Source organism: Edwardsiella sp. EA181011 (assembly GCF_000800725.1).
Classification (GTDB): Bacteria; Pseudomonadota; Gammaproteobacteria; order Enterobacterales; family Enterobacteriaceae; genus Edwardsiella; species Edwardsiella anguillarum.
Genome location: NZ_CP011364.1, coordinates 3,085,802 through 3,112,625, shown reverse-complemented (window position 1 = coordinate 3,112,625; position 26,824 = coordinate 3,085,802). Strand labels below are relative to the sequence as shown.

Below are 26,824 nucleotides of genomic sequence, written 5' to 3'. Positions count from 1 at the left end.
AATGTCGCGCGCATTGGTTAATATTAAGTTAATAAAGATTCGCTAAAATACAGTGAAGATATACATATATATATGATAATAAAGAATTAATTTAATAAAATGTAAATACAATGTTATCGAGATCACAGTTTTGTGCGTGGCGGTTGTTTAAAACGCGTACAGCGTGTAAAAGGATTTCATTAATATATTAACAATGAGTCTGTCACACCCCGTTATGCGCGGGCTAAAGGAGAGAGGAATGGAAGGCACCGTCTTTGCTGTCGCCCTGAACCATCGCAGTCAACTGGCTGCCTGGGATGCACAGTTTCACTCGCCCCCCTATCAGGAGCCACCTAAGACGCCGGTTTGGTTTATTAAACCTCGTAACACGGTCATCCCCAGTGGCGCGGCGATCCCACATCCTGCCGGTGAACAGGTGTTAAGCGGCGCTACGTTGGCGCTGGTGGTGGGACAGCGAGCACATAAGGTCAGTGTGCAGCAGGCGGCGGAATTTATCGCCGGCTTTGCCCTCGCCAATGAGGTCAGCTTGCCGGAATCCAGCTTCTATCGGCCCGCCATCAAGGCTAAGTGCCGTGATGGTTTCTGTCCGCTGGGTGACCGGGTGGTACTGTCTGCCGAGCAAATAGCGACGTTGACGATCGTTACTGCAATCAATGGTGTTGAGGTTGACCGTTGGTCTACGGCCGATCTGCTGCGTTCCGCGCCGCAGTTGCTGAGTGCATTGAGTGACTTCGCCACGCTGCAACCCGGCGATGTGATCCTACTTGGTACGCCCCAACAGCGGGTGACCATTAAACCCGGCGATCGCGTCAGCGTACGGGCAACCGGCTTTCCCACGTTGGAGAATCTCGTGGTCACACAGGGAGATGGGGTATGAGGCAGGCGCGTATTCAGTATCAAGGCGAGATTTTGTCAGTCCGCGTGGACCAACAGCAGCGCGTGGTGTTGGCGGACGGGACCACCCTCGCCGCCGAGCTGGTGCAGTGGCTGCCGCCCGTGACCGGCGGCACGTTATTCGCATTAGGGCTTAACTATGCCGACCATGCTAGCGAACTGGCATTCCAGGCACCGGAGGAACCGCTGGTATTCATCAAGGCGGCGAATACGTTGACCGGTCATAACCAGGTGTCTGTACGACCAGATAATCTGGACTACATGCACTATGAGGCGGAGTTGGTGGTGGTGATCGGCCGACGCGCGTGCCGCGTTTCAGCGGCACAGGCGATGGAGTATGTCGCGGGTTACACCGTGTGTAACGACTACGCCGTACGCGATTATCTCGAGAACTACTATCGCCCGAATCTACGCGTGAAGAGTCGCGATACCTTGACGCCGATCGGCCCTTGGATCGTGGCGCGCGAGGCGGTGCCCGATCCTCATAACCTGACGCTCAGCACCTGGGTTAACGGTGAGCTGCGTCAACGTGGCAACACGGGCAACATGATTTTCTCCATTCCTTACCTGATCGCTTACCTGAGTGAATTTATCACCCTGCAACCCGGTGACATGATCGCCACGGGTACGCCGAAGGGATTGGCCGATGTCCGGCCCGGTGACGAGGTGGTGGTCGAGGTGGAGGGCGTTGCGCGCTTGAGTAACCGTATCGTCAGTGAGGCCGAGTACAAGGAGATCGCAGGATGAAACGTATTAACCATTGGATTAACGGTAAGAATGTCGCTGGGCAGGATTACTTCACGACCCTCGATCCGGCGACGGGCGACGTCTTGGCGGAAGTGGCCGCGGGTGATCAGACCGAGATTGCGCAGGCTGTCGCCGCCGCTAAACAGGCCTTCCCCAAATGGGCCAATCTGCCGATGAAGCAGCGTGCCCGTCTGATGCGGCGTCTCGGATCATTGATCGATCAAGAGGTAGCGGCGATCGCCGAGCTGGAGACGCGCGATACGGGTTTACCGATCCAGCAGACCAAAAACGTCTTGATCCCACGCGCCTCGCATAACTTCGATTTCTTCGCCGAGATCTGTCAGCAGATGAATGGCCGAACCTATCCCGTCGACGACCAGATGCTGAATTACACCTTGGTTCAGCCGGTCGGCGTGTGCGCGTTGGTGTCGCCATGGAACGTGCCGTTTATGACGGCGACCTGGAAGGTCGCGCCCTGTCTGGCATTGGGTAATACCGCGGTATTGAAGATGTCTGAGTTGTCACCGTTGAGTGCCGATCGTCTCGGGGCGTTGGCGCTGGAGGCGGGTATTCCTGCCGGCGTCTTGAATGTGGTTCAGGGGTATGGCGCTACGGCGGGTGATGCCCTGGTGCGTCATCCCGATGTGCGCGCCATCTCCTTCACCGGCGGTACCGCCACCGGGCGCGCCATCATGAGGAGTGCGGGCCTGAAGAAGTACTCCATGGAGCTGGGGGGAAAGTCACCGGTGTTGATCTTTGCTGACGCCGATATCGAGCGTGCGCTGGATGCCGCGTTATTCACCATCTTCTCCATTAACGGTGAGCGTTGCACCGCGGGTTCACGCATCTTCATCCAGCAGCAGATCTACCCGGAGTTCGTTCGGCGTTTCGCCGAGCGTGCCAACCGCTTGCGGGTCGGAGATCCACAAGATCCGCAGACACAGGTCGGCGCACTGATCAGTCGCCAGCACTGGGAGAAGGTCTCCGGTTATATCCGTCTTGGCATCGAAGAGGGGGCCACGTTGTTGGCCGGGGGACCGGAGAAGCCCAGTGATTTACCCGCGCATCTGCGTCAGGGCAACTTCTTGCGCCCGACGGTGTTGGCCGACGTCGACAATCGCATGCGAGTCGCTCAGGAGGAGATCTTCGGCCCGGTAGCTTGCCTGCTGCCGTTTAAAGACGAGGCGGAGGGATTGCGTCTGGCCAACGCTGTCGAGTATGGCCTGGCCTCTTACATCTGGACCCAGGATATCGGCAAGGCTCATCGCCTAGCACGCAGCATCGAGGCGGGCATGGTGTTCATCAATACCCAGAATGTGCGCGATCTACGCCAACCTTTCGGCGGGGTAAAGGCCTCCGGTACTGGGCGTGAAGGTGGGGAGTACAGCTTCGAGGTGTTCGCCGAAATGAAGAACGTCTGTCTCTCACTCGGGGATCATTCGATTCCGCGTTGGGGAGTATGAGAGGTGACGTCGTTGTCGGTCGATGCGGGGCGTTGCTGGCGTTGCTCGATCGCCGACGGGTGTGTTGTCTGGGGGAGGGGCGTAGCGGGCGGCGTCCTTCATCAACCGGGAGCAATGCGTTCCATCACAACTACGCACGCACCGTACTTTCAGGAGAAATCATATGGGACAGTTAGCGTTAGCCGCCAAGATCACCCACGTGCCGTCAATGTACCTGTCGGAACTGCCGGGAAAACACCAGGGGTGCCGTCAGGCGGCGATTGAGGGGCATAAAGAGATCGGCCGCCGTTGCCGCGAGTTGGGCGTCGACACCATCATCGTGTTCGATACTCACTGGCTGGTCAACAGCGCCTACCATATCAACTGTAGCGCCCACTTCTCTGGGGTCTATACCAGCCATGAGCTGCCGCATTTTATTCGCGATATGCCCTATGAGTATGACGGTAACCCCGAACTGGGCCAACTGATTGCCGACGAGGCGTGCCGTCTCGGCGTTCGTGCCCAGGCCCACAATATCGCCAGCCTGGCGCTGGAGTACGGCACGCTGGTGCCGATGCGCTATATGAATGCCGATCGTCACTTTAAGGTGATCTCCATTTCCGCCTTTTGTACCGTCCATGACTTCGCCGACAGTCGCAAGATGGGCGAGGCGATCGCCAAGGCCATCGAACAGTACGCCGGTAAGGTAGCGGTGCTGGCGAGCGGTTCGTTATCACACCGTTTTATTGATGATCAACGGGCCGAACAAGGAATGCACAGTTATACCCGTGAGTTCGATCGTCAGATGGATGAACGGGTGGTCAAATTATGGAAGGAGGGGCGTTTCGACGAGTTTTGCGCCATGTTGCCGGAGTATGCCCACTACTGTTTCGGCGAGGGCAACATGCATGACACGGTGATGTTGCTTGGCCTATTAGGCTGGGATCGGTATGACGGACAGGTCGAGTTCGTCACCGAGTTATTCGCCAGTTCAGGTACCGGCCAGGTGAATGCGGTATTCCCGTTGCCGGCGGTGGCTGCCTAATCCGCGAGGAGTCGATATGCCCCATTTCTACGCTGAGTGTAGCGACAATATTCGTCGCGAGGCCGATCTGCCGGCGCTGTTTGCCCAGGTCAATGCATTTCTCTTTGGAACCGGACTCTTCCCCCTGGCGGGGATCCGTAGCCGCGCCATCTGGCTGGATACCTGGCAGATGGCCGATGGGCGCCACGATTATGCCTTCGTGCATATGACGTTGAAGATCGGCGCCGGACGCAGCTTGGCGTGCCAACAGCAGGTGGGAGAGCAACTCTTCGCCTTGATCCAGCAGCACTTCGCCCCCCTGATGGCGCAGCGTTATCTGGCCCTTTCGTTGGTGATTGAGGTGTTGCCAGCAGAGTTGAGTTACAAGCAAAACAACGTACACGCGTTGTTTGCGGATGTGGCGAGATCGTAGGCATGCGTAGCATGAGCTCGGCCTTCGTTCAGCGTCCACCCCGCTGGCTGATCCCGCTGCTGGGGTCGCTGGTGGCGTTCGGCCCCCTGTCTATCGACATGTATCTGCCGGCCTTGCCCGCCATGGCGCAACGCCTACAGGCGACGACCGGGCAGATGCAGCTGACGCTGAGCGCGTTTTTTCTCGGTCTGTGTATCGGGATGCTGCTTTATGGACCGTTGAGCGATCGTCTCGGTCGGCGCCGGTTGTTACTGAGCGGTTTGTTGCTATTCGCCTGCGCGAGTCTGCTCTGTACTCAGGTGAGTAACGTATGGCAACTGGTGGCATTGCGCGTCCTGCAAGCGTTCGGGAGCGGCGCCGCGCTGGTGATGGCTCGGGCGATCGCTCGTGATGTCTATCGCGCTCAGGTCTTACCGCGGGTGTTGTCGTTGATGACGCTGGTGACTATGGCGGCGCCTTTAGTGGCGCCGCTGCTGGGCAGCGCGTTGCTGACCCGGTTCGACTGGCAGGCCATCTTTGGGTTACTCACGCTCTGTGGCTGCCTCAGCGGGCTGTTGGTGTGGCGGCTACTGCCGGAGACATTGCCCACGAGCGCGTCGTCCACGTCGGGCGGCCTGTGGGTAGCGTTTTATCACTATGGCCAGCTGCTGCGCGATGGTCGGGCGATGGCGACCATCGGCACGTTGTCGTTCTCCTTTGCCGGGATGTTCGCCTTTATCAGCGCCTCACCGTTCGTCTATATCCGCTATTTCCAACTGTCTCCCCACGCCTATGGTCTGCTGTTCGCGGGCAATGTGCTGGGGATGATCCTGTTGCTGCTGCTCAACGTGCGCCTACTGCGTCACTACAGCCTGGCACGCCTGCTGTCTTGGCAGAGTGGTGCTCAGGTGATCTTCGGCCTGCTACTGCTGGCCAGCTACCGCCAGGGGGTGGCGCTGATCGCGCCCTTGGTGATGCTGTATATATCGCTGGTGAATGCTATCGGCGCTAATAGTCTGTCGCAACTATTGTTACCGCGCGCGGAGCAGGCGGGCAGTGCGACGGCCTTGGCGGTTTCGTGCCAGTTCGCGTTGGGGGCTGGCGCCAGCCTGCTGCTGTCAGCCCTACAGGATGATACCCCGTTCACCATGACATTGCTGATGGCGCTGTGCGCTGCGCTGAGCTGGTTAAGTCAGCGGCTGGCCGTGCAACGCGTCCTGCGTCATCCGTACTGCTTGTTACCCGGAGAGAGAAATCATGAGAAGTAAACCCGTGGTGCTGTTGCGCCACCAGGCCTACATCGATGGCCACTGGCTCGATGCCGCCGACGGTGCCACCTTTGCGGTAACCGATCCGGCCAGTGGTGCGTGCATTGCACGCGTCAGCGATATGGGCGCAGAGGCTTGCCAACAGGCGATCCGTGCCGCTCAACGGGCGCTTCCCGCCTGGCGCGCCCAGACAGCCAAGCAGCGAGGGTTAATCCTGCGGCGCTGGTACGATCTGATCGGGGAGCATCGCCAGGCGCTGGCGCAGTTACTCAGCCGGGAGCAAGGTAAGCCGCACGCCGAGGCGTTGGCGGAGATCGCCTATGGTGCCAGCTTTATCGAGTGGTTTGCCGAGGAGGGGAAGCGCACTTATGGGGAGACGATCCCCAGTCCGCTTCCTGGTCAGCGTATCAGTACCATCAAGCAGCCGATCGGTGTGGTTGCGGCGATCACGCCATGGAATTTTCCCAACGCCATGATCACCCGCAAGGTTGCACCGGCGCTGGCCGCCGGTTGCTGTGTGGTGCTAAAGCCAGCGCCGGAGACGCCGCTGTCGGCGCTGGCACTGGCGGCGTTGGCGGAGGCGGCGGGACTGCCGGCGGGGGTGTTGAATATCGTGCCGGGGCTGGATGCGGCGGCCATCGGCACCTGTATGACCCAGAGCCCACTGGTGCGCAAGCTGTCGTTTACCGGCTCGACCCGCATCGGCAAGCTGCTGATGGCGCAAAGCGCGGCGACGGTGAAGAAACTCTCTCTGGAGCTGGGCGGCAATGCCCCCTTTATCGTATTCGACGACGCCGATCTGGAGGCCGCGGTTCAGGGGGCTCTGGCGGCGAAGTTTCGTAACAGCGGTCAGACCTGCATCTGTGCCAACCGCATCCTGGTACAGGCCGGGATCTATGAACGCTTCGTCGCCCGTTTCGCCGAGGTGGTCGCGACGCTGCGGGTCGGGCCAGCCAGCGATCCCCGCGCGCAGCAGGGGCCGCTGATCAATCAGGCGGCGCTGGATAAAGTCCAGGCGTTGATCGACGACGCTCTGGCGCGGGGAGCAACCCTGGTGAGCGGCGGCGCGCCGCATCCCTTGGGCGGTCTGTTCTTCCAGCCGACCATTCTGTGCGACGTCGATGAGTCGATGCGTATCACCCATGAGGAGGTTTTCGGCCCCGTCGCTCCGCTGATCAAATTTCACGATGAGCAGGGGGCCATTCGCTTGGCCAATCAGACCGAATCGGGGCTGGCAGCCTACTTCTATGCGCGCGACATCGGTCGGATCTACCGGGTGGCGGAGGCGTTGGAGTGCGGCATGGTCGGCATTAATGAAGGGCTGATCTCCAATGAGTTGGCGCCGTTTGGCGGCATCAAGCAGTCCGGATTAGGGCGTGAAGGGTCACGCTATGGTATCGAGGATTATCTCGAAGTGAAGTACCTCTGCTTCGGTGGACTTGACGATAAGGGAACGAATTGATGTTAGCTCACTCGCTCATTGAGAGCCTCGCTCGTCGCCTGGAGCAGGCGGAACAGAGCCGTGTACAGATCCGGGCGCTCTCCTTGGAGTATCCACAGATCACCCTTGAGGATGCTTACGCTATCCAACGTGCCTGGGTGGCACAGAAGATTGCCGCCGGGCGCCGTTTGGTGGGCCATAAGATTGGCCTAACGTCGCGAGCGATGCAGATCAGCTCGCAGATTACGGAGCCGGATTATGGCGCGTTACTCGACGACATGCTGTTTGCCGACGGGGGAGAGATCTCGACGGATCGCTTCATCGTGCCCCGTATCGAGGTCGAGTTGGCCTTTATTCTGGCGAAGCCGTTACGTGGCCCGAACTGTACCCTGTTCGACGTATATAACGCCACGGATTACATCATCCCTGCCTTGGAGTTGATCGACGCGCGCAGCCATAACGTCGATCCCCAGAGTGGTCGGCCGCGCAAGGTATTCGACACCATCGCGGACAATGCCGCGAACGCCGGGGTGATCTTGGGCGGGCGTCCCATCAAGCCAGAGGCCTTAGATCTGCGTTGGATCAGTGCGTTGCTGTATCGCAACGGGGTGATCGAGGAGTCCGGTGTCGCCGCCGCCGTGTTGAATCATCCGGCCAATGGCGTGGCCTGGTTGGCGAATAAACTCGCCCCTTACCAGGTGCAGCTGGAGGCGGGGCAGATCATTCTGGCCGGCTCCTTTACCCGCCCGGTGGCGGCACGTCAGGGGGATACCTTCCATGTCGACTATGGCCCGCTGGGCACCATCAGTTGTCGGTTTGTCTAAGGAGAGAAAATGAACCACGCCGTATTACATAACACCTTTAAACAGGCACTACGGGATGGGCGCGCGCAGATTGGCCTCTGGCTGGGTCTGTGTAGCCCTTATAGCGCCGAACTGTTAGCGGGGAGTGGTTTCGATTGGCTCCTGATCGACGGCGAACATGCGCCGAATAATGTCCAGACTATCCTCGGGCAGCTGCAAGCCATTGCCCCTTACCCCAGCCATCCGGTTGTACGTAGCGCCTGGAACGATGCCGTGCAGATTAAACAGTTGCTAGACATCGGCGCACAGAGCTTGTTGATCCCGATGGTACAAGACGCGGCGCAGGCGCAGGCGGCGGTACGCGCTACGCGTTATCCGCCTCAGGGGATCCGTGGGGTGGGGAGTGCCCTGGCGCGAGCCTCACGCTGGAACCGGATCGACGACTATCTGCAACGCGCCGACGATGAGGTATGCGTGTTGATACAGGTCGAGACCCGCACGGCGCTGGGTAATCTACCGCAGATCCTCGCGGTGGAGGGGGTGGACGGCGTGTTCATCGGCCCGGCGGATCTGAGCGCCGATATGGGCTTGGCCGGCCAGCCGACGCATCCAACCGTTCAGGCGGCGATCGAGCAAGCGATCGCCCAAATCAAGGCGGCGGGTAAGGCCCCCGGCATTTTGATGGCGCAGCCGGAGATGGCGCAACGTTACCTGGAACTCGGGGCGTTATTTGTGGCGGTGGGGGTCGATACCACACTTTTAGCGCGTGCCGCCGAGGCGTTAGCCGCCCGCTTCGGCACCATCGCTCCACAGACGGCGCAGGGTGTGTACTGAGCCACGGCGCAATACCGACCATAATGGGCAATCACTTGAGGGAAGCATGATGAGCGAGTCACCGACCATAGGGAATAGTTCGGCTAATCCCGCCGAGCGTCATAAGCAACTCAATGCACAACAACAGGCTGTCATTAATAAGCTATTCCGCCGCCTGATCGTGTTCCTGTTCGTGCTGTTTGTCGCCTCCTTTCTCGATCGTATTAACATCGGTTTCGCTGGCCTCACCATGGGGCGGGATCTCGGGTTGAGCGCGACCATGTTTGGTCTGGCGACGACGCTGTTCTATGCCACTTATGTCATTTTCGGTATTCCCAGCAATATCATGCTGGGGATCGTCGGGGCGCGGCGCTGGATCGCTACTATCATGGTCTGTTGGGGCATCGCCTCGACAGCGACCATGTTTGCGACCGGTCCCACGAGTCTGTATGTGTTGCGAATGATCGTCGGTATTGCTGAGGCGGGCTTCCTGCCCGGGGTGCTGGTCTATCTTACTTATTGGTTCCCCGCCTATTTTCGCGCTCGGGCCAACGCGCTATTTATGGTGGCGATGCCCGTCACCATGGCACTAGGCTCGGCGGCGTCCGGCTATATCATGGCGCTGGATGGCATCTTGGACCTGAAGGGGTGGCAATGGTTATTCCTGTTGGAGGGATTTCCCTCGGTGTTGCTGGGGGTCGTCGTCTGGTTCTATTTGGATGATACGCCGGCTAAGGCCAAGTGGTTGACGACGAGCGATAAGCAGACTCTGCAAGCGATGATGGAGGAGGATAAGCTGGAGCTGGTGCAGCCGGAAGGGGGGATGAGTCACCGTGCATTGCAACGGCGCAGCCTGTGGCGTGAGATCTTCACCCCGGTGGTGGTCATGTATACCTTAGCTTACTTTTGCCTGACCAACACCCTGAGTGCGGTTAACATCTGGACGCCGCAGATCCTGCAGAGCTTCAATCAGGGCAGCAGTAACATTGTCATCGGCCTGTTGGCTGCCATCCCCCAGGTCTGTACCATCGCCGGCATGGTGTGGTGGAGCCGCCGTTCCGATCGTCTCCAAGAACGTAAGCTGCACACCTGCCTGCCTTACCTGTTCGCCGCCGTCGGCTGGCTGTTGGCTTCGGCGACCCAGCATAGCCTGTTGCAGCTGATCGGCATCATCATGGCCTCCGTGGGCTCGTTCACGGCGATGGCCATCTTCTGGACCACGCCGGATCAGTCGATCAGTCTGCGCGCGCGGGCGGTGGGGATCGCCGTGATCAACGCCGTGGGCAATATCGGTTCCGGTATCAGTCCACTGTTGATCGGTTGGCTGAAGGATCAGACGGGGAGCTTCAACTCTGGTCTCTACTTTGTCGCTGGGTTGTTGGTCGTTGGTGCCCTTCTGGTGTGGTGGATCCCGATGCAGGCTTCACGTCCTCGCGCTACGCCCTAAGTATCACGGGTCGAGTCGGGCCCGTTTGTTCTTGCCTGGAGGGTTATCACGATGAATGAACCGGTTGTCGCCAATCTCGATCTGGCCCACGATTATCACGAAGCACAGGGGGCGGAAGGCGTCTATTATCAATCGTTCTCTCGTCTGGCAGCATTCTTTGGTCGCGATATGCATGTCCATCGCCACGATCATTTCTTCCAAATGCATGTGCTGAACACCGGACAGATCGAACTGCTGCTCGACGATCAGCACTATTCGCTACAGGCGCCGCTGTTCGTGCTGACGCCCCCCTCAACGCCACATGCCTTCCATACCGGGGCGGACAGCGAGGGGCATGTGCTGACGGTGCATCAAGAGTTGATCTGGCCGCTGCTAGAGAGCCTCTACCCCTATCAGGGCGGGCGTGAGGCACTGCTCAATATCCCCGGTGTCTGCCTGTCGCTGGCGGATAAATCCCAGGAGCTGGAGTGCCTTAATCATTATTGGGCGTTGATCCAACGCGAGGCGACGGCGCAGTTACCCGGCTATGAGCATACCTTGGCGTTGCTAGCGCAGGCGGTCTCTACGCTGCTGCTGCGCAATGTGCCGTTCGGTGAACGTACCCTGTGCGCCATGCGTGGGGAGATCCAGCGTTTTCGTCGCTTCAACCAGCTGATCGACATGCGTTATCCCGAGCATCTGCCGGTAGCCGAGTATGCGCGCGAGCTGGGGATCACGGAGTCACGTCTGGCAGATATGTGTCGCCGCTTTGCTAACCGCTCGCCGAAGCGGCTGATCTTCGAGCGCCAGTTACGCGAGGCGAAGCGTCTGCTGTTATTTAGCGACCGTTCGGTGCACCAGATAGCCTATCTATTGGGCTTTAAGGATCCGGCCTACTTCACTCGTTTCTTTAACCGCCTGGCGGGCTGCTCACCCAGCGCCTTCCGCGCCCGCCAGCTCGCCGGTAGCTGAGGTGGGGATGTGTGCGGGCGGGATACCACTCGCCGCCGATATCTGTATGATCTCTCACGCCGGAATAAATTTATCCCCATTATTTGCCGGTGTCTGATGATCCGACGGGCGAATGTGTGTGGTTCATCGCGCAAATTCGCCTGAAGACGGCCGTTCAGCAGGATCCTTTGGGACCGATCAGATCCTCAGCCTCCCTTTCCACTGCGCAAACCGCCCTCTTACGACGTGCGTTTTAGCCAATACGCAATCACCAGGGTCAGAAGCGTGAATAACGGAGCAATCATTAACGACGATGGAAGTCGGACAGAAGCGCGTACTGCGCACATGTTGGCTCAGGTGTACCGCTTGCTTAAGGGGCACAATATTGTTCCTGACGTGCGACAGGAACAGATGCTGACATCACGCGTGCGTGCGATGGCTTATCGGTCGGGCTACGGTGAGGCGTTGCCGGAGGGGAGATCGATGTCAGCCTATCGGCGCAGACAGAGTAGCGCGGTTTCATGCGCTGACGCGTATGGCCGTTACGGAGGTTTACGCGCCGTTGAATATCTTCCGCACCGAGCTGATGGCACAAAACGAGCGGGCGGACATGCGCCATATCGCTATGCTGGCGGCATCAGCGCTGCAACGGTACGTTTACTGCAGTAGCCATGGTCTATACAGCCGCATTTAAGGGCCAGAGTGTTGACGTCGGCAGAGCAGGGGAACGCAAAAGCCAGCGGAAACGCTGGCTTTTGCATTGACAGGGTAAGGATATCGCCACGTTACCGGGTCGCAGCCTTTTTACTGTTATAGCGTTTATCGACCCCAATGATGCCAATGGTCAGCAGCACCAGAAGAATGGCGATGGCCGCCAGCAGGATAAAGACGCCATTCCAAGAGTAGGCTTTCTCGATCAGCGCGATAGGCGCTCCAGCCATCGCGGCGCCAATGTAGGTCACGCCGCCTTTCAGGCCGGTTGCCGCCCCGGCGCCGTCGGCGTGGGAGGCCTCGATGATCCCCAGCGCAAACAGCATTTGAGGGGCATAGATCCCCGCGCCGATGATAAAGAAGCAGATGGCGACCAGGTAATAGTGGACGTGGATAGTCAGCGCGACGCCAACCATGCCGGCGATCAGGACGAAGGTATAGATCAGGATGGTTTTCCAGCGATCGGCGTTAAACAGCCGATCCGAAATGATGCCGGAGGTCAGTCCCCCGAGGATCCCACCGACTTCAAACCAGGCGACCAGCGAGTTGGATTTTACCAGATCCCAGCCTAGCTCTTTGACGAAGTAGACGCTGACCCAGTCATTGGTCACGGTGCGGATGACGTAAATGCACAGATCCCCACCGATGGCCATCCAGATAATCGGGTTGTTGACGATGTAGCGGGTAAACATGGCCCACATGGTGAGGCCGCCTTCAGAGCGTTGATTGATGGCCAGCTGCTTGGTGTCTTTCTTCCATTCGCCCACGTTGGGCAGGCCATATTTTTCCGGCTTGGCGCGCATAAATATCGCAGAGATAATCGCCTGGACGGCGGTAATGGCGGCCGGAACATAAAAGGCATAGCGCCAGTTTCCGGTATATTCAATAACGCCGGAGGCGATGAGCGGCGCCAGTGCTCCACCAACGTTGTGGGAGGTATTCCACAGTGAATACCAGCCGCCGCGCTCCGATTTAGAGTACCACTGGCTGATGGCCTTGGCGATGGGGGGAAGCCACAGCCCTGGGCTACGGCGGTCAGGCAGTAGAGCGATAGCAGCACGGTAACGTTATTGGACATGCCGATGCCGACGTTGATCACGGCGATGACCAGCAGCACCGGGGCCAGAAAAAGGCGCGGGTTGATTCTATCCGCCAATAACCCGGAGCTGAATTTCGAAATGCCATATAAAATATAATAAATGGAGGAGGCAGTACCGAATTGTACTGCGGTCATGCCAACATCCTGCATCAGCAGCGGCGCCGCTGCGGCAAATGCTTTTCGGGAAATATACATCACGGTATACGTTAGAAATGTGGTGATGATGATTTGCCAGCGTAATTGTTTATAGATTTTATCTATATTATTCATTATTAAGACACCGATATGAACAGGGTGGCGTAAAAAACGTCATAAAAAAGCCGGGTCTAAAATAAGACCATGCTGCCTGGTGATACATGCCGCAATTCAATGGAAGTGGGTAGAATCGGCGCATATTTTGTCACGCTACGACGTCGAACGTCCAGCCGTGAGGAGGGTAAATAGTAAGGAAAGTAGCGCCATTTTGTATATAAACGGGATTATTTGTTTCTATTTATATTTATGTGACGTCTATCGTTTATCGATGGAGGCAACTGCAGTATATCTATAATGCGAATGGTGAAAAAGGTTTTTATTCTTTTATCGCATTTAATCTACTGTGTGGTTGATATCTGAGGCGGTGTTTCCGCTTCCGCATTGCCATTTTATGATAACGAGCGGGCTGGTGATTGCCACCGGCTATTATTTTAAACTAGCGTTATACACCATGATAACGACGTGGGAAGGTAACTTAGCGTGCTCTGCTGAAAACGCGAGTGCGTTTAGGCGCCGCTTATTTTGCGCGGGGAGGTGCTCTGGCGTTTATAGGTAGCGGCTATGCGTCAGTTTGCGCCGCTGCGTACGCCGAGCCCCGTCGCGGAGTCCCCTCAGCCATGGTGAGGGGCATGATAGGTTTTATCGATCTCCAGCGTCTGGGTATAGGGGCTGCGCCAGTCGGCCTCAAACAGCGCGCTGAGGATCTTGGCCGGCTGATGTCCATTAATCAGCAGCGCGATATCGCGGGTGTTATAAAAATATCCCCACTGCCAGTTGCTGGTGGTGATCCAGCTGAGGTCATCGTCGACGACGAAATATTTTTCATGCTCTACCCGAGAATAGGGAATATAGCGTGATGGGAGTGGGGGAATGCTGCTGATTTTGACCGTGACATTGGCCATCAGCTGCAGCGCCTTCATAAAATTGATGGCCGGTACGGTATTATTCCAGTCTGCGACAATAATTTTTACCTGTACCCCCCGCTGTGCCGCGTTGGCGATGGCGTCATACAACTCCCCCAATAGCCAACGGCACCATATTTTTTGAACCCTGAGAAGGTCATGACCTGCATCCGGATAATATGATTGGCGCTATTAATCGCCGCCAGCATCTGCGATATTTCGCTATCGGTTCCCTGCGGGCGTATATCGACAGGACTAAAGGCCGGGTGAATTAAGAGCGTTTCGTCACCATAGCGAACCTGGGCGGGGCGTTGCGCGGTAACCCAGCGGCGTTTGTCGGTGTTATTGGTTAAGGCATGGTTGACTCGGCCATGGGTATTTTCGGCAAGCGCCCAGTCCAGATTAAATACGCTCAGCAGGGTCATTGCCAACGGCTGGTTACGGATCCGAACGCCAACGTTGTGAATTTGGCTCAGTGAGATCCAGCTCCAGTTGGCGCTGTTGAGCGCAATATTCTCAGTATCCACGATCATATATTTAGCATGCATCACACCGCCGCCGATCTTGTGATAGTCGATTTCGCGGATGGCTATCTGGGGGACGTCGGCAAACAGCTGGTCGGGATCGCTGCTGCCGCTGAGCGCCATGGCATCGGTCAGTATCCGGACCTTGACGCCGCGCCGGGCGGCATCCTTGATGGCATTAACGATAGGCTCCAGGGCTTCACCTGATTGATTGGCCATATAAAAGGTGCCGATATCGAGCGAGTGTCTGGCCTGTCGTATCATGCGTAGCCAGACGGTGGCCGTGGCGTGAATGTCGCTCTGCTGAAAGACCGCCTCGGTATTCTGTGGAATGGCCTGCATAAGCTCAAAGTCTGCCGTCTGCGCCGGATGGCCGTCGGCCATAAAGGCGGCGCCGGCGATCAGGCCCGCTATGGCAAGTCGCTTCATTGCTTATCCCTCTCTGTCGTGGCCACGCTCTTTAACGGTATATATTAAATAAAATAACCAGTTGTACCCTGTGTTATGTCATATAAATCGCCGCCAGCGGGAGGGATGCGTTTTATAGTGCAGAGTCATCGCCATTCGCTGGCGTCGGTGATGGAATGGCGTTAGGCGATAGGGGTGTAATACCTTAATAATACCTCAGGGGAATATCTGCGCGTGAGGGGAGGATGAGCCGGCTATTATCCCGCGTCCAATGAATAGCGCCGCGGGATTATTCATTGGATATCAATAATTGCTTATGTATCTTTATTGAATAGCATGAAATTGGTGATAAAATAACCTGCGATAGACCTTGGATAATGCTCCCGTAAAAATATTACAGGTCAGTTCACTGATTGGAGAATATTTTTTGCATATTGGTGCTGAATCGGGAGAATGACGCCGAGGTTGGGCTAAAGTTAATATAATAATCCCTTTTTTTATTCGTATATGCCGCTGATGGCGGCCGTGTGCAGCGTCGGCTGCCGAGAGGAGACCGCCTCTGAGCGGCATAGTAATAGGTATTATGGTTCGGTTGTCGGAGCGTTGAAGTTGGCGCGGGTTATAACTTTTTTTCTTAATCTTGGTTTAAGAAAAGTACGCTATGCTCAATCAATCTAGGTTATCGTCCTGCGAGGGAATAACGCCTTGATTGTTGTAAATTGGATAGAGATCACATTTTTCATTTCTATTACTGATATGGGAACGTGTTAATGAAGGACTTTTTGCCATTCTCCAAGCCAGCCATCGGCGAGGAGGAGATTGCTGCAGTCAGTGAAGTACTGCGCTCCGGCTGGATCACGACCGGTCCGCAGAATCAGGCGTTGGAGCAAGAGTTCTGCCTGGCTACCGGCGCCCGTCATGCTATCGCCGTTTGCTCCGCGACGGCGGGAATGCACGTTACCCTGATGGCGCTGGGCATTGGGCCGGGGGATGAAGTGATAACCCCGTCAATGACCTGGGTGTCCACCCTGAATATCATCACGCTGCTGGGGGCGACTCCCGTGATGATCGATGTCGATCGCGATACGCTGATGGTGACGCCAGAGGCTATCGCCGAGGCGATAACGCCGCGCACCAAGGCGATTATTCCGGTTCATTTCGCCGGCGCTCCCGTCGATCTTGACCCGATCCACGCGCTGGCGCGGCGGCACGGTATTGCCCTGATCGAAGACGCAGCCCATGCCATTGGCACCGTCTATCGCGGCGAGCCTATCGGTCGGCGCGGCACCGCCATTTTCTCGTTCCATGCGATTAAAAATATCACCTGTGCCGAGGGCGGCATGGTAGTGACCGATGATGATGCCCTGGCGCAGCAGGTGCGCAGCCTGAAGTTTCACGGCCTGGGCGTGGATGCCTACGATCGCCAGACCCATGGCCGGGCGCCACAGGCAGAGGTGGTGACGCCGGGATACAAGTATAACCTGGCCGACATCAATGCGGCGATTGCCCGGGTACAGCTGGCGAAACTGCCTGATCTCAACGCTCAGCGCGCCCGGCTGGCGGCCTATTATCTACAGCAGTTGGCGCAGCACCGGCTGCCGTTTATCCCTCTGAGTGAGCCCGCCTGGGCGCATCAGCATGCCTGGCACCTGTTTATCATCCGTTGCGATGAGGCCAGCTGCGGCGTGGATCGCGATCGGCTGATGCAGGCGCTCAAAGAGCGCAATATCGGCAGCGGGCTGCACTTCCGCGCCGCGCACACGCAAAAATATTACCGTGAGACCTACCCGCAGCTGCGGCTGGCGCAGACGGAGTGGAACTCACAGCGTATCTGCTCCCTGCCGCTGTTTCCGGATATGACCGAGGCAGACGTCGATCGGGTGATCGCCGCGTTGAAAGAGATTATTGAGCAGTAACGGTTGGATATGACAATGAGTGATTTTAAAACCATCCAGTTTGTATCGGTGGTGATACCGGTTTACAACGAGCAGGAGAGCCTGCCGGAGCTGTTGAGCAGAACCATCGCCGCCTGCGATGCCATGGGAAAACAGTATGAGATCGTCCTGGTGGACGACGGTAGCAGCGATAGATCGGCCGAGATCCTCCGCGAGGCGGCGCAGCGGCCGGGAAGCCGGGTCGTCGCGGTGTTGCTGAACCGTAACTATGGCCAGCACTCGGCGATTATGGCCGGATTCAGCCACATTAAAGGTGATCTGGTGATCACCCTGGATGCCGATCTGCAAAATCCGCCGGAGGAGATTCCGCGTCTGGTGGAGACCGCCGATCAGGGCTATGACGTGGTGGGCACCATCCGCCAGAACCGTCAGGATAGCTGGTTCCGTAAGCGCGCCTCGCGCATGATCAATGGCCTGATCCAACGCACCACCGGCAAGAGCATGAGCGACTACGGCTGCATGCTGCGCGCCTACCGCAGCAGCATTATCAAGGCCATGCTGCACTGCCATGAGCGCAGCACCTTCATCCCCATACTGGCCAACAGCTTTGCCCGCCGCACCATCGAGATCCCGGTGAAGCACGCCGAGCGCGAGCACGGTGAGTCCAAGTATGGGCTGATGAAGCTGATCAACCTGATGTACGACCTGGTGACCTGTCTGACCACGACCCCGCTGAGGGCGCTGAGCATCTTTGGCAGCGTCATTGCGCTGCTGGGCTTCGCCTTTGCCGTACTGCTGATCCTGATGCGTCTAACCCTTGGGCCACAGTGGGCGGCGGAAGGGGTGTTTACCCTGTTTGCCGTGCTGTTCATCTTTATCGGCGCGCAGTTTGTTGGGATGGGCCTGCTGGGGGAGTATATCGGCCGCATCTATAACGACGTGCGCGCCCGTCCCCGTTATTTTATTCAGAATGTCGTTCGCGCCAACCCGCCGGACGAAGAACAGGAAAAATGATCATGAAAGCTGTTGTTTTTGCCTATCACGATATGGGCTGTGCCGGTGTGCAGTCACTGATTGATGCCGGTTATGAAATTGCTGCCATTGTTACTCATCAGGATGCTCCCGGTGAAAATCTGTTCTTTGGCTCGGTCGCCCGCCTGGCGGCCCAGCACAATATCCCGGTGTTTGCGCCGGATGATGTGAATCACCCGCTGTGGGTTGAGCGTCTGCGGGCGCTGCAGCCGCAGGTGATCTTCTCTTTCTACTATCGCCATCTGCTGAGCGACGCGATTTTAACGCTGGCGCCGCAGGGTGCGTTCAACCTGCATGGTTCGCTGCTGCCGGCCTACCGCGGCCGTGCGCCGCTGAACTGGGTGCTGGTCAACGGCGAGACGGAGACCGGGGTGACGCTGCACCGAATGGAGAAGCGTGCGGACGCCGGGAATATTATCGCGCAGCGCCGTATCGCGATTGCCGAAGAGGACACGGCGCTGATGCTGCACCACAAGCTGTGCCAGTGCGCCCGCGCGCTGCTGGCCGAGGCGCTGCCGCAGATCCGCAGCGGTAGCTACGCTGAGTTCCCGCAGGATGAAAGCGCCGCGACCTACGTTGGCCGCCGTACGCCGGCCGATGGTCGTCTGGAGTGGAGCAAACCGGCGCGGGAGCTGTATAACCTGGTTCGCGCGGTGACGGAGCCTTGGCCGGGCGCCTTTAGCTATGCCGGTAACCGTCAGTTTACGGTCTGGCAGGCGCGCGTGCGCAGCGATCTGCCTGCCGCGCGTCCCGGTACGGTGCTTTCGGCGTCGCCGCTGGCGATCGCCTGTGGCGAAGGGGCGCTGGAGATCGTGGCCGGTCAGCCGCAGGATGGCCTATATATGCAGGGCAGCCAGCTGGCGGAAAGCCTGGGGCTGGTGGAGGGGGCGATTCTGAACAGCTCGCTGAACTTCGGCGTCCGCCGGGCAACCCGCGTGCTGATTCTGGGGGTTAACGGCTTTATCGGCAACCACCTGACCGAGCGTCTGCTGGCGGAAGATAACTATGAAGTCTACGGCCTGGACATCGGCTCCGACGCCATCTCCCGCTTTATCGACCACCCGCGCTTCCACTTTGTGGAAGGGGATATCAGCATTCACTCCGAATGGATCGAGTATCACATTAAGAAGTGTGACGTGGTGCTGCCGCTGGTGGCGATTGCAACGCCGATCGAATATACCCGTAATCCGCTGCGCGTTTTTGAGCTCGACTTTGAAGAGAATCTGAAGATTGTGCGCGACTGCGTGAAATACAAAAAGCGCATCATCTTCCCGTCCACCTCTGAAGTCTACGGGATGTGCAGCGATCCACAGTTTGATGAGGATAGCTCTAACCTGATCGTCGGGCCGATCAACAAACAGCGTTGGATCTACTCCGTATCCAAACAGCTGCTGGATCGCATCATTTGGGCCTACGGCGCCAAGGATGAACTGCGTTTCACGCTGTTCCGTCCCTTCAACTGGATGGGGCCGCGTCTGGACAACCTGAATGCGGCGCGTATCGGCAGCTCGCGCGCCATTACCCAGCTGATCCTGAACTTGGTGGAAGGGTCGCCGATCAAGCTGGTGGACGGCGGACGTCAGAAGCGCTGCTTTACCGACATTAAAGAAGGGGTGGAGGCGCTGTTCCGCATTATCGAAAACAAAGACAATCTGTGCGATGGGCAGATTATCAACATCGGTAACCCGGATAACGAAGCCAGCATCCGTGAGCTGGCTGAGCAGCTGCTGGTGTGCTTTGAGCAGCATCCGCTGCGCGATCGCTTCCCGCCCTTTGCCGGCTTCCGCGAGGTAGAGAGCAGCTCCTACTATGGTAAAGGCTATCAGGACGTCGAGCACCGTAAACCGAGCATCCGCAACGCGCAGCGTCTGCTGGGCTGGCAGCCGGTGATCCCGATGGAGAGCACGATCGAGGATACTCTGGACTTCTTCCTGCAAACCTTTGACGGTACGGAGCAGGAATGAAGCGGGTCGGTCTGCGCATTGACGTAGACACCTGGCGCGGCACGCGTGACGGCGTGCCGGCGCTGGTGTCGCTGCTGCGCCGGCACGGGATCCGGGCGACGTTCTTTTTTACCCTGGGTCCGGACAATATGGGGCGCCATCTGTGGCGCCTGCTAAAGCCGCGCTTTCTGTGGAAAATGCTGCGCTCTAACGCCGCGTCGCTGTATGGCTGGGATATCCTGCTGGCCGGGACGGCCTGGCCCGGCCGCCGGATCGGCGCCGGCCTGGCTGACACCATCGCCGCCGCCGCCAAAGAGCATGAGACTGGGCTGCACGCCTGGGATCACCATGCTTGGCAGGCCTGGGCCGGTGTTTGGTCACGGGAGAAGATGGCCGAGCAGATCGGGCTGGCCTACGATGAGCTGCAGCTGATCACCGGGGAGAGCATCGATTGCTCCGCGGTTGCCGGCTGGCGCGCTGATACGCGGGTGGTCGAGGCCAAGGAGCCTTTTGGCTTCCGCTATAACAGCGATTGCCGCGGTACGCATCCGTTTCGTCCGCTGCTGCCGGATGGCCGCCTAGGGACGGTACAGATCCCGGTGACCCTGCCTACCTGGGATGAGGCCATCGGTGTCATGACCGATGAGGCGGGATTTAATCGCTTTATTCTCGACAGCATCCTGGCCGATCGCGGCGTCCCGGTTTACACCATTCACGCCGAAGTTGAAGGCATTGCCAAACAGGCGCAGTTTGCCCGCCTGCTGGAGATGGCGCGCGAGGCGCAGATTGAATTTTGCCCCCTCGGGGATTTATTGCCAGACGATATTACGCTGTTGCCGAGCGGACGGGTCGTCCGCGCGACGTTGGCCGGGCGTGAGGGATGGCTGGGTTGTCAGCAGGAGGTGGAGTCGCCATGAAGAAGATCGCCGGATGGTTTACGCTGGCTGTACTGTTTGTCCTTTACTACATCGTCCCGCTACCGGGACGTTTATTATGGCAGCCGGATGAAACCCGTTATGCCGAAATCAGCCGCGAGATGCTGGCCAGCGGAGACTGGATCGTGCCGCACTTCCTCGGGCTGCGCTATTTTGAAAAGCCGGTGGCCGGGTATTGGGTGAATAACCTGGGGCAGTGGCTGTTTGGCGACGGCAACTTTGCCGTCCGCTTTGGCGCCGTGCTGGCGACGGTACTGAGTGCGCTGCTGGTGTTCTGGCTGGCGCGCCGGCTACTCTCTGGCACGCGCCCGGCCGTTTTGGCTACGCTGATTTATCTGACCAGCTTCCTGGTCTACGGCGTTGGCAGCTACGCGGTGCTCGACCCGATCTTTACCCTGTGGATGACCGCGGCCCTGTGCAGCTTCTGGCTGGGAGAGCAGGCCAGCAGTACGCGGGGCAGGGTAGGCGGCTATATTTTGCTGGGGTTGGCCTGCGGTATGGGCTTTATGACCAAAGGATTCCTGGCGCTGGCGATCCCGGTGATTGCCGTGCTGCCCTGGGTGATAGCCCAACGGCGCTGGAAATCCCTGTTCTGCTTTGGCCCGCTGGCGGTGTTGAGCGCCATTCTCATCAGCCTGCCGTGGGTGCTAGCTATCGCACAGCGCGAGCCGGACTACTGGCGCTATTTCTTCTGGGTCGAGCATATCCAGCGCTTTGCCGAAGATAACGCCCAGCATAAGGCGCCGTTCTGGTATTACCTGCCGATCCTCCTGATCGGCCTGCTGCCCTGGCTGGGTCTGCTGCCCGGCGCGCTGCGGGAGGGGTGGCGTGGACGGGTCAGCCAGGGGGGCGATTTTTACCTGTTGGGCTGGGCGGTGATGCCATTCCTGCTGTTCAGTATCGCCAAGGGAAAGCTGCCGACCTATATTTTACCCTGCTTTGCGCCGCTGGCGATCCTGATGGCCGGCTATGTACAGCGTCTGGCCGGAGAGGGAGGCAAGGCGCTACGGATCAACGGGTTGATTAACCTACTGGTCGGCCTGGGCGGCATGGCGGCGATCGTGCTGGTGCTGGCGCCCTGGGGCATCACCGGACGCCCGCTGTTCGGTGCCCAAGAGGTCAGCAAAGTGATTCTGGGCACCGTCGCCTTTGGCGTATGGGCGTTGTTTGGCGCGCTGTCGCTGCATAATCCACGCCGCTACTGGCGCTGGAGCGCCGCCTGTCCGCTGGGGATAGCCCTGCTGATCGGCGCGGCGCTGCCGCAGCAGGTCATGGAGTCCAAGCAGCCGCAGACGCTGATCCAGGCGGCGATGCCGCAGCTGCAGGCGAGCCGCTATATTCTGAGCGACAGCGTCGGCGTCGCCGCGGGTCTGGCCTGGGAGCTCAAGCGCAGCGATATCTATCTGTATGATAACACTGGCGAGCTTCAGTATGGGCTGAGCTACCCGGATGCGGCCGGTCATCTGGTCAATGCCGCGCAGTTCCCTGCCTGGCTGGCGGAGCACCGGAAGCAGGGGGCGGTCTCCCTGGTCTTACTGCTGTCGCGCAACGAACAGATTAACCCGGCGCTGCCGCCGGCGGATATGACCCTGCGGAAAGGGCGTTTCCTGCTGTTACAGTATCAGCAGCAGCCATGAGTTATCTGCTGATTATTTTCTCCAGCCTGCTCAGCTGCGCAGGACAGCTATGCCAGAAACAGGCGATGTGCGGTGTGCCCTACGGCTCACCGCGCCGCCACCTGCTGCGCTGGCTGACGCTGGCGCTGATCTGTCTGGGGCTGGCGCTGCTGCTGTGGCTGGTTGTGCTCAGCCGGGTGGCGGTGAGCGTGGCGTACCCGATGCTGAGCCTGAACTATGTCCTGGTGCTGCTGGCGGCACGGTTTATCTGGCATGAGCGGCTCGGCTGGCGCCATATTATCGGGATCACGCTGATTATGGCGGGTATTATCCTGCTGGGAGTCAACGCATGATGGGCTATCTGTGGGCTCTCGCCAGCGTCGCGCTGGTCAGCGCGGCGCAGCTGATGATGCGTTATACCATGATGCACTGCAGCGACGGGGCGCAGCTTATCTCCGCGCTGCTCCGCGCAGAGCCGTGGGTCTGGTGGCTACCGGGCGGCATTCTGTGCTATGGCCTGTCGATGCTGTGCTGGCTGTTTGCGCTGCGCGATCTGCCGCTGAATCGAGCGTATCCATTGCTGAGCCTCAGCTATGTGCTGGTCTGCGCCCTGGCGGTCTCCCTGCCGCTGTTCGATGAACAGCTTAACGGGGGAAAGTTATTGGGAATGGGCTTGATTATACTGGGGTTGCTGGTGATTTACCCCCCCTGGCGCCGCGCGGGAAAGTCGTGAATGCGACGGCTGTCCCGTTAGCCTGCCAGCGACGGGGTGTTCATTTTATTTGATAAATTGCGTGAATAGTTGTAGCGGCGTAGACTGACTTCACACCCTGAGTGGTTTAGCCGAGCAGGCAATCTTATGCAACTCATTCATGCTTTTATCAAAACGCACGCGCAGCTGATGGCGGCCTTCTGGTCCGTGCTGATTGTACTCATTGAAGCCTCCATCGCACTGTATATACTGCGTAACGTCTAAGCCGGGGCGCTCCCCGGCATCGCGCCGCTTGTCGGCGCGGCTGTCGCCATCTTCTCCCGCCGCTTGTCGGCGCGGCTGTCGCCATCTTCTCCCGCCGCTTTATCCTGTCCGTCTCGCTACGTTGGCATCGATGCGTAGCGCGTTATTATCGGTTAACTCATTGTTATATTGTGTTATTTTTAATCAATGCGTAAAGCGGAGCGGACAGTCTCTGGAGCGGCGTGCGCAGTGGGGGGAATTGACCCGCCGCGTTAAAAAGCGAATAATACTCGGCGTTGGGTCGTTAGCTCAGCTGGCAGAGCAGTTGACTCTTAATCAATTGGTCCGGGGTTCGAACCCCCGACGACCCACCAACAATTTCAAGGCGTTGCGCTAATGGCGTAGCGCCTTTTTTGTTGGTTGTGTCGTTTTTGTGTCGTTGATATGAAAAATATCATCAATAACTTTCGCGTGTTGACTTAAATGATTATTGGAAAGATGTGCATATTTACGCACCATGTCGACAGATTCCCATCCTCCCATCTCCTGTAGGGCTGAGAGAGGAACCCCCTCCTGAACGAGCCAGCTTGCCCAGGTATGTCGCAAGTCATGAAAGCGGAAGTTCTCTATTCCCGCTCTGCGCAACGCCGATCTCCATGCCTTATTGCTATCATTTCTGAATTTTCTAATCTTGGGGCATTCAGTCCCATCAGGACGGAAGCAAGACTCCGTTTGAACGAATACCCACCTATGATGTTTCCCTATCTGATCGCGCAGAACCTGGCATGCTGTCTCATTTAGCGACACACCAATAGCCCTGCCTCCTTTCGCATCCTCGGGTGGTATCCACGCCATTTTTCTTTGCATGTCTATCTGCTGCCACTCCATGTTGATGATGTTGGATCGGCGCAGTCCGGTTGCCAAGGCAAATATGACAAGAGGGCGAAAGTATTCTGGAAGCTCTCTGATCAAGCTCCTTGCCTCATCTTTCGTTAGCCACCTAATGCGCCGTGTCCTTGGTGCCTTGGCCTTAACGGCTGGCATGTTATCTAACCATCCCCATTCTCTGGAAGCTATTCTAAGAAGTGAGCGCATAAACGCCTGGTGAGAGTAGATGGTTGATTGCGATACCGGTTTTGGCCTATAGTGAGGGATTACTTTACCCTCCCTTGTAAGCCTATCCCTCATCCTTTCCCACCTGGCGCGATGCGATCTGTTCTCCATCGAAGAAAGCGCCGACTGAATGCGATCGTTTGTTATCTCGTTGAGGGGGACATCCTTAAAGTGAAGAAGGAAAAAGCTAATTTTTGACCTGTCAGAATCAAGAGATCGCTTATCAACTTTCTCCTGCAGCCATCTAACGCATGCCTCCTGAAAATACTTTGTAGGCGCTTCCCCGAGCTTGTTTACCCTCCACGCCTCTGCCTTTAGCTTGTCGTACAGCTCTTGCGCCTGCCTTTTGTCCCGCGTCCCAAGAGATTTTCTAACTCGTTGTCCACTTGGCGTAAAGAAATGACAGTGCCAAACGCCATTTCGCTGGATGATTGACATGGTTTATCCTCGGTCTGATCACCCGCGTTCGCGGGTTTAGTCTCTTCCCCTGATTCGATATATGCAAGTAGCGCTGCGGTAGTAGTTCGGTATCCGTGGCCGGCCTTTTTTCCAGCCAGGCGACCGCATGAAATCAGCTTTGCCACGGTTCGCGCTGATACCTGCAATCGTTCCGCTGCCTGGCGAGTGGTTAAGATCTGATTATCCACGGTATTACCTCCAGAGAAGCGCTAACGGCGATAGTGAAAATGACAATAAAAAAGGCTGCCTTAAGCAGCCTCGAAATCGCGATGTAGTGTTCAGGTTTCATTTTGCACCTTGATACAGTAGCAGGACAGCCAGAGATAGGGCGCTGGGCTGTTTGGTAGGATTTGCTTTATAGGGTCTATATGTTTGTCTAGAAGTTGCCGGTAGGTGAGGGTGTTTCCTGGATTTCTTATTTCTTTTATTACTTTTTTTGCTGTAGACCTTAGCGCGTTTTCAACATCGGGAGTCATTTGTTTTTCTCCACGAAGATCACCTCAATACCGTCTTGTCTTTCTGAAGATAAACATAGCAACCCCGTGCAATCCTCTACCTCTCTATTTTCCCAAAAATAACACTCGTAGCACTTTTCTGCTTTCTTACTAACCAGCTCCACCCCATCCTCGGTAACGAGGTTGTTCTCGTCGATTATTGTGATCATTTCCCCGCCCCCTTCATCATCAGGTAAACGATAGCTGCGGCGCGTAACGGGTTGGTATGATGGTATCGACACCCCCCTCCTGCCGCCATCCATAGACCGTTGCGGTCATATGGTAATGTCGCAATATTGCCCTCAACAATCAGCGGCCACATATCGGTAGGGCTTTTGCAGGGGTTAAAAGTACGTACGGTTTCATCGTCGTCATTGATTATCACTACACCATGACCGGTTGCGCTTGGTAACCAATATTCCCCTAGGTCAAGCTCGATTGTTTTAATAACAGCCTCAGCTATCTCTGCGTCACTCATTTCCGCATAATTCATCCCACTCTCCCCAATCCAATATGCCCATTGCGAACCGTGGCCACATACGAGCAGCGACGGTTAACGATATCTACCGGGATAACCGTATCCCCTAATTTAACTCGATAGATGAATGTCTTTTTCTGCGCTCCATAGTCTCCGAATGTTTGTTGATGCCTAGACAAAGCGGCCTGTGCGGCCGCTCTCTCTTTGTCTGATTTTGCGTTTCGGATGATGTGCCGCATGGTCATTCACCTGAGCTTTTCAGCATAGCCGCGCGGCAGGCGTGGGCAATACGTTCGCGCAACTGCTGTGTGCCATGGTATTCGATGGCGATATCGCGCAGGGTGTTCACCAGCTCACGGAACCGATGGTCACTCATCGCCACCGGCTCAGCCTCCATAGACGCCAGCGCGATACGCGCCAGCTCTTTGCTTTCCCCGTGCTTCAGGAAGCCATCTTCTACAATCTCCTGCAGGCGCTCTTTTGTGAGTTTCATTATTCATCACCCAGCAATTCAGCATAATTAATAAACTCACCAAAACACTGCAACTCAGCGCCAGCCATGAAATAACCCAATGCCTCGCTGCGTTCTGAATCGCTTTTGAAGGTGTTCAGCGGATAGCGCTCATAAAATTTGTTAATCAGGTGCGCCATTTTCAGTTCAGGCGCTGGCACTGGCTCTGCGGTCAGCTCTGCCACGCGCTTCTCTAGCGCCTCGTTTTCATCCAGCAGCGCCCGTTTGTATACCTTGTTCATCATCACTCCAAAGGCGGCGAATGCCGCCATG

The 26,824-nt window shown here is 57.4% G+C and carries 26 protein-coding genes, 1 tRNA gene and 1 pseudogene; 19 read left to right on the top strand and 9 right to left on the bottom strand.

The features are described from left to right. Positions 1-238: 238 nt before the first annotated feature. The 11 genes from QY76_RS13785 to hpaA all read left to right on the top strand — a co-directional run bounded on the left by QY76_RS13785 (position 239) and on the right by hpaA (position 11,242). Entirely contained in the window at positions 239-877 is a 639-nt protein-coding gene (locus QY76_RS13785; protein ID WP_034164362.1) for a fumarylacetoacetate hydrolase family protein, read from the top strand. Further along, positions 874-1,641: a fumarylacetoacetate hydrolase family protein gene (locus QY76_RS13780; protein ID WP_034164361.1), complete on the top strand. Its 768-nt coding sequence runs from the start codon at positions 874-876 to the stop codon at positions 1,639-1,641. Before QY76_RS13785 ends, QY76_RS13780 begins: the two co-directional genes overlap by 4 nt. Next, positions 1,638-3,104 carry a 5-carboxymethyl-2-hydroxymuconate semialdehyde dehydrogenase gene (hpaE, locus tag QY76_RS13775; protein WP_034164360.1) on the top strand — a complete coding sequence of 489 codons (1,467 nt, stop codon included), beginning with the start codon at positions 1,638-1,640 and terminating at the stop codon, positions 3,102-3,104. Before QY76_RS13780 ends, hpaE begins: the two co-directional genes overlap by 4 nt. A 163-nt stretch (positions 3,105-3,267) precedes the next feature. Continuing rightward, positions 3,268-4,128 (top strand): 3,4-dihydroxyphenylacetate 2,3-dioxygenase, encoded by an 861-nt coding sequence (hpaD, locus tag QY76_RS13770; protein ID WP_005286776.1) that lies wholly within the window; start codon positions 3,268-3,270, stop codon positions 4,126-4,128. 16 nt (positions 4,129-4,144) lie between these two features. Then, on the top strand, positions 4,145-4,540 hold the full coding sequence (locus QY76_RS13765; protein ID WP_034164359.1) for a 5-carboxymethyl-2-hydroxymuconate Delta-isomerase: 396 nt from the start codon (positions 4,145-4,147) through the stop codon (positions 4,538-4,540). A gap of 11 nt (positions 4,541-4,551) precedes the next feature. After that, positions 4,552-5,787 carry a multidrug effflux MFS transporter gene (locus tag QY76_RS13760; protein ID WP_081854063.1) on the top strand — a complete coding sequence of 412 codons (1,236 nt, stop codon included), beginning with the start codon at positions 4,552-4,554 and terminating at the stop codon, positions 5,785-5,787. Further along, on the top strand, positions 5,777-7,249 hold the full coding sequence (locus tag QY76_RS13755) for an NAD-dependent succinate-semialdehyde dehydrogenase (protein ID WP_045424892.1): 1,473 nt from the start codon (positions 5,777-5,779) through the stop codon (positions 7,247-7,249). Before QY76_RS13760 ends, QY76_RS13755 begins: the two co-directional genes overlap by 11 nt. Further along, the gene (gene hpaH, locus QY76_RS13750; RefSeq protein WP_034164357.1) at positions 7,249-8,052 is read left to right on the top strand and encodes a 2-oxo-hept-4-ene-1,7-dioate hydratase; all 804 of its coding nucleotides are present in this window, start codon (positions 7,249-7,251) and stop codon (positions 8,050-8,052) included. The genes QY76_RS13755 and hpaH overlap by 1 nt, the downstream gene beginning before the upstream one ends. A 9-nt stretch (positions 8,053-8,061) precedes the next feature. Continuing rightward, on the top strand, positions 8,062-8,865 hold the full coding sequence (gene hpaI / locus QY76_RS13745; protein ID WP_045424894.1) for a 4-hydroxy-2-oxoheptanedioate aldolase: 804 nt from the start codon (positions 8,062-8,064) through the stop codon (positions 8,863-8,865). Between the two features lie 49 nt (positions 8,866-8,914). Then, positions 8,915-10,291, top strand: coding sequence for a 4-hydroxyphenylacetate permease (gene hpaX / locus QY76_RS13740; RefSeq protein WP_034164355.1), 1,377 nt, complete (start codon positions 8,915-8,917; stop codon positions 10,289-10,291). 51 nt (positions 10,292-10,342) lie between these two features. Continuing rightward, positions 10,343-11,242, top strand: coding sequence for a 4-hydroxyphenylacetate catabolism regulatory protein HpaA (hpaA, locus tag QY76_RS13735; RefSeq protein WP_034164354.1), 900 nt, complete (start codon positions 10,343-10,345; stop codon positions 11,240-11,242). Between the two features lie 764 nt (positions 11,243-12,006). Here the strand turns inward: hpaA and QY76_RS13730 are convergent. The 3 genes and pseudogenes from QY76_RS13730 to QY76_RS13725 form a co-directional block, all read right to left on the bottom strand. Then, positions 12,007-13,226: pseudogene (locus QY76_RS13730) on the bottom strand (MFS transporter). A gap of 671 nt (positions 13,227-13,897) precedes the next feature. Beyond that, the gene (locus QY76_RS19425; protein WP_235439409.1) at positions 13,898-14,308 is read right to left on the bottom strand and encodes a phospholipase D-like domain-containing protein; all 411 of its coding nucleotides are present in this window, start codon (positions 14,306-14,308) and stop codon (positions 13,898-13,900) included. Continuing rightward, on the bottom strand, positions 14,254-15,141 hold the full coding sequence (locus tag QY76_RS13725; RefSeq protein ID WP_235439408.1) for a phospholipase D-like domain-containing protein: 888 nt from the start codon (positions 15,139-15,141) through the stop codon (positions 14,254-14,256). Before QY76_RS13725 ends, QY76_RS19425 begins: the two co-directional genes overlap by 55 nt. Positions 15,142-15,890: 749 nt before the next feature. On the opposite strand from QY76_RS13725, the gene arnB reads away from it, so the two are divergent. From arnB to QY76_RS13685, 8 genes are all read left to right on the top strand, one after another. After that, complete coding sequence (arnB, locus tag QY76_RS13720) at positions 15,891-17,036, top strand: UDP-4-amino-4-deoxy-L-arabinose aminotransferase (protein WP_045424896.1); 1,146 nt, start codon at positions 15,891-15,893, stop codon at positions 17,034-17,036. A gap of 15 nt (positions 17,037-17,051) precedes the next feature. Then, positions 17,052-18,029: an undecaprenyl-phosphate 4-deoxy-4-formamido-L-arabinose transferase gene (gene arnC, locus QY76_RS13715; RefSeq protein WP_034164351.1), complete on the top strand. Its 978-nt coding sequence runs from the start codon at positions 17,052-17,054 to the stop codon at positions 18,027-18,029. Between the two features lie 2 nt (positions 18,030-18,031). Next, complete coding sequence (gene arnA / locus QY76_RS13710) at positions 18,032-20,011, top strand: bifunctional UDP-4-amino-4-deoxy-L-arabinose formyltransferase/UDP-glucuronic acid oxidase ArnA (protein ID WP_045424898.1); 1,980 nt, start codon at positions 18,032-18,034, stop codon at positions 20,009-20,011. Continuing rightward, positions 20,008-20,907, top strand: coding sequence for a 4-deoxy-4-formamido-L-arabinose-phosphoundecaprenol deformylase (arnD, locus tag QY76_RS13705; RefSeq protein WP_034164349.1), 900 nt, complete (start codon positions 20,008-20,010; stop codon positions 20,905-20,907). The genes arnA and arnD overlap by 4 nt, the downstream gene beginning before the upstream one ends. Further along, a complete protein-coding gene (gene arnT / locus QY76_RS13700; protein WP_045424900.1) occupies positions 20,904-22,562 on the top strand; it encodes a lipid IV(A) 4-amino-4-deoxy-L-arabinosyltransferase in 1,659 nt (552 codons plus the stop codon). The genes arnD and arnT overlap by 4 nt, the downstream gene beginning before the upstream one ends. Further along, positions 22,559-22,894: a 4-amino-4-deoxy-L-arabinose-phosphoundecaprenol flippase subunit ArnE gene (gene arnE / locus QY76_RS13695; RefSeq protein ID WP_045424902.1), complete on the top strand. Its 336-nt coding sequence runs from the start codon at positions 22,559-22,561 to the stop codon at positions 22,892-22,894. The genes arnT and arnE overlap by 4 nt, the downstream gene beginning before the upstream one ends. Further along, positions 22,891-23,274 (top strand): 4-amino-4-deoxy-L-arabinose-phosphoundecaprenol flippase subunit ArnF, encoded by a 384-nt coding sequence (gene arnF, locus QY76_RS13690; RefSeq protein ID WP_034164346.1) that lies wholly within the window; start codon positions 22,891-22,893, stop codon positions 23,272-23,274. Before arnE ends, arnF begins: the two co-directional genes overlap by 4 nt. Before the next feature lie 520 nt (positions 23,275-23,794). After that, positions 23,795-23,870: transfer RNA gene (locus QY76_RS13685), tRNA-Lys, on the top strand. Between the two features lie 19 nt (positions 23,871-23,889). On the opposite strand, the gene QY76_RS19420 is transcribed toward QY76_RS13685, so the two are convergent. From QY76_RS19420 to QY76_RS13660, 6 genes are all read right to left on the bottom strand, one after another. After that, positions 23,890-25,041 carry a site-specific integrase gene (locus tag QY76_RS19420; protein WP_235439492.1) on the bottom strand — a complete coding sequence of 384 codons (1,152 nt, stop codon included), beginning with the start codon at positions 25,039-25,041 and terminating at the stop codon, positions 23,890-23,892. Further along, entirely contained in the window at positions 24,924-25,256 is a 333-nt protein-coding gene (locus tag QY76_RS18840; protein WP_071844224.1) for a helix-turn-helix domain-containing protein, read from the bottom strand. The genes QY76_RS19420 and QY76_RS18840 overlap by 118 nt, the downstream gene beginning before the upstream one ends. A gap of 472 nt (positions 25,257-25,728) precedes the next feature. After that, a complete protein-coding gene (locus QY76_RS13670) occupies positions 25,729-26,055 on the bottom strand; it encodes a phage protein NinX family protein (protein ID WP_049648884.1) in 327 nt (108 codons plus the stop codon). After that, a complete protein-coding gene (locus QY76_RS19735; RefSeq protein WP_071844180.1) occupies positions 26,052-26,279 on the bottom strand; it encodes a DUF4060 family protein in 228 nt (75 codons plus the stop codon). Before QY76_RS19735 ends, QY76_RS13670 begins: the two co-directional genes overlap by 4 nt. Positions 26,280-26,281: 2 nt before the next feature. Next, positions 26,282-26,533 carry a hypothetical protein gene (locus QY76_RS19415; protein ID WP_049648883.1) on the bottom strand — a complete coding sequence of 84 codons (252 nt, stop codon included), beginning with the start codon at positions 26,531-26,533 and terminating at the stop codon, positions 26,282-26,284. Continuing rightward, the gene (locus QY76_RS13660; RefSeq protein ID WP_049648882.1) at positions 26,533-26,823 is read right to left on the bottom strand and encodes a hypothetical protein; all 291 of its coding nucleotides are present in this window, start codon (positions 26,821-26,823) and stop codon (positions 26,533-26,535) included. Before QY76_RS13660 ends, QY76_RS19415 begins: the two co-directional genes overlap by 1 nt. Position 26,824: the final 1 nt, after the last annotated feature.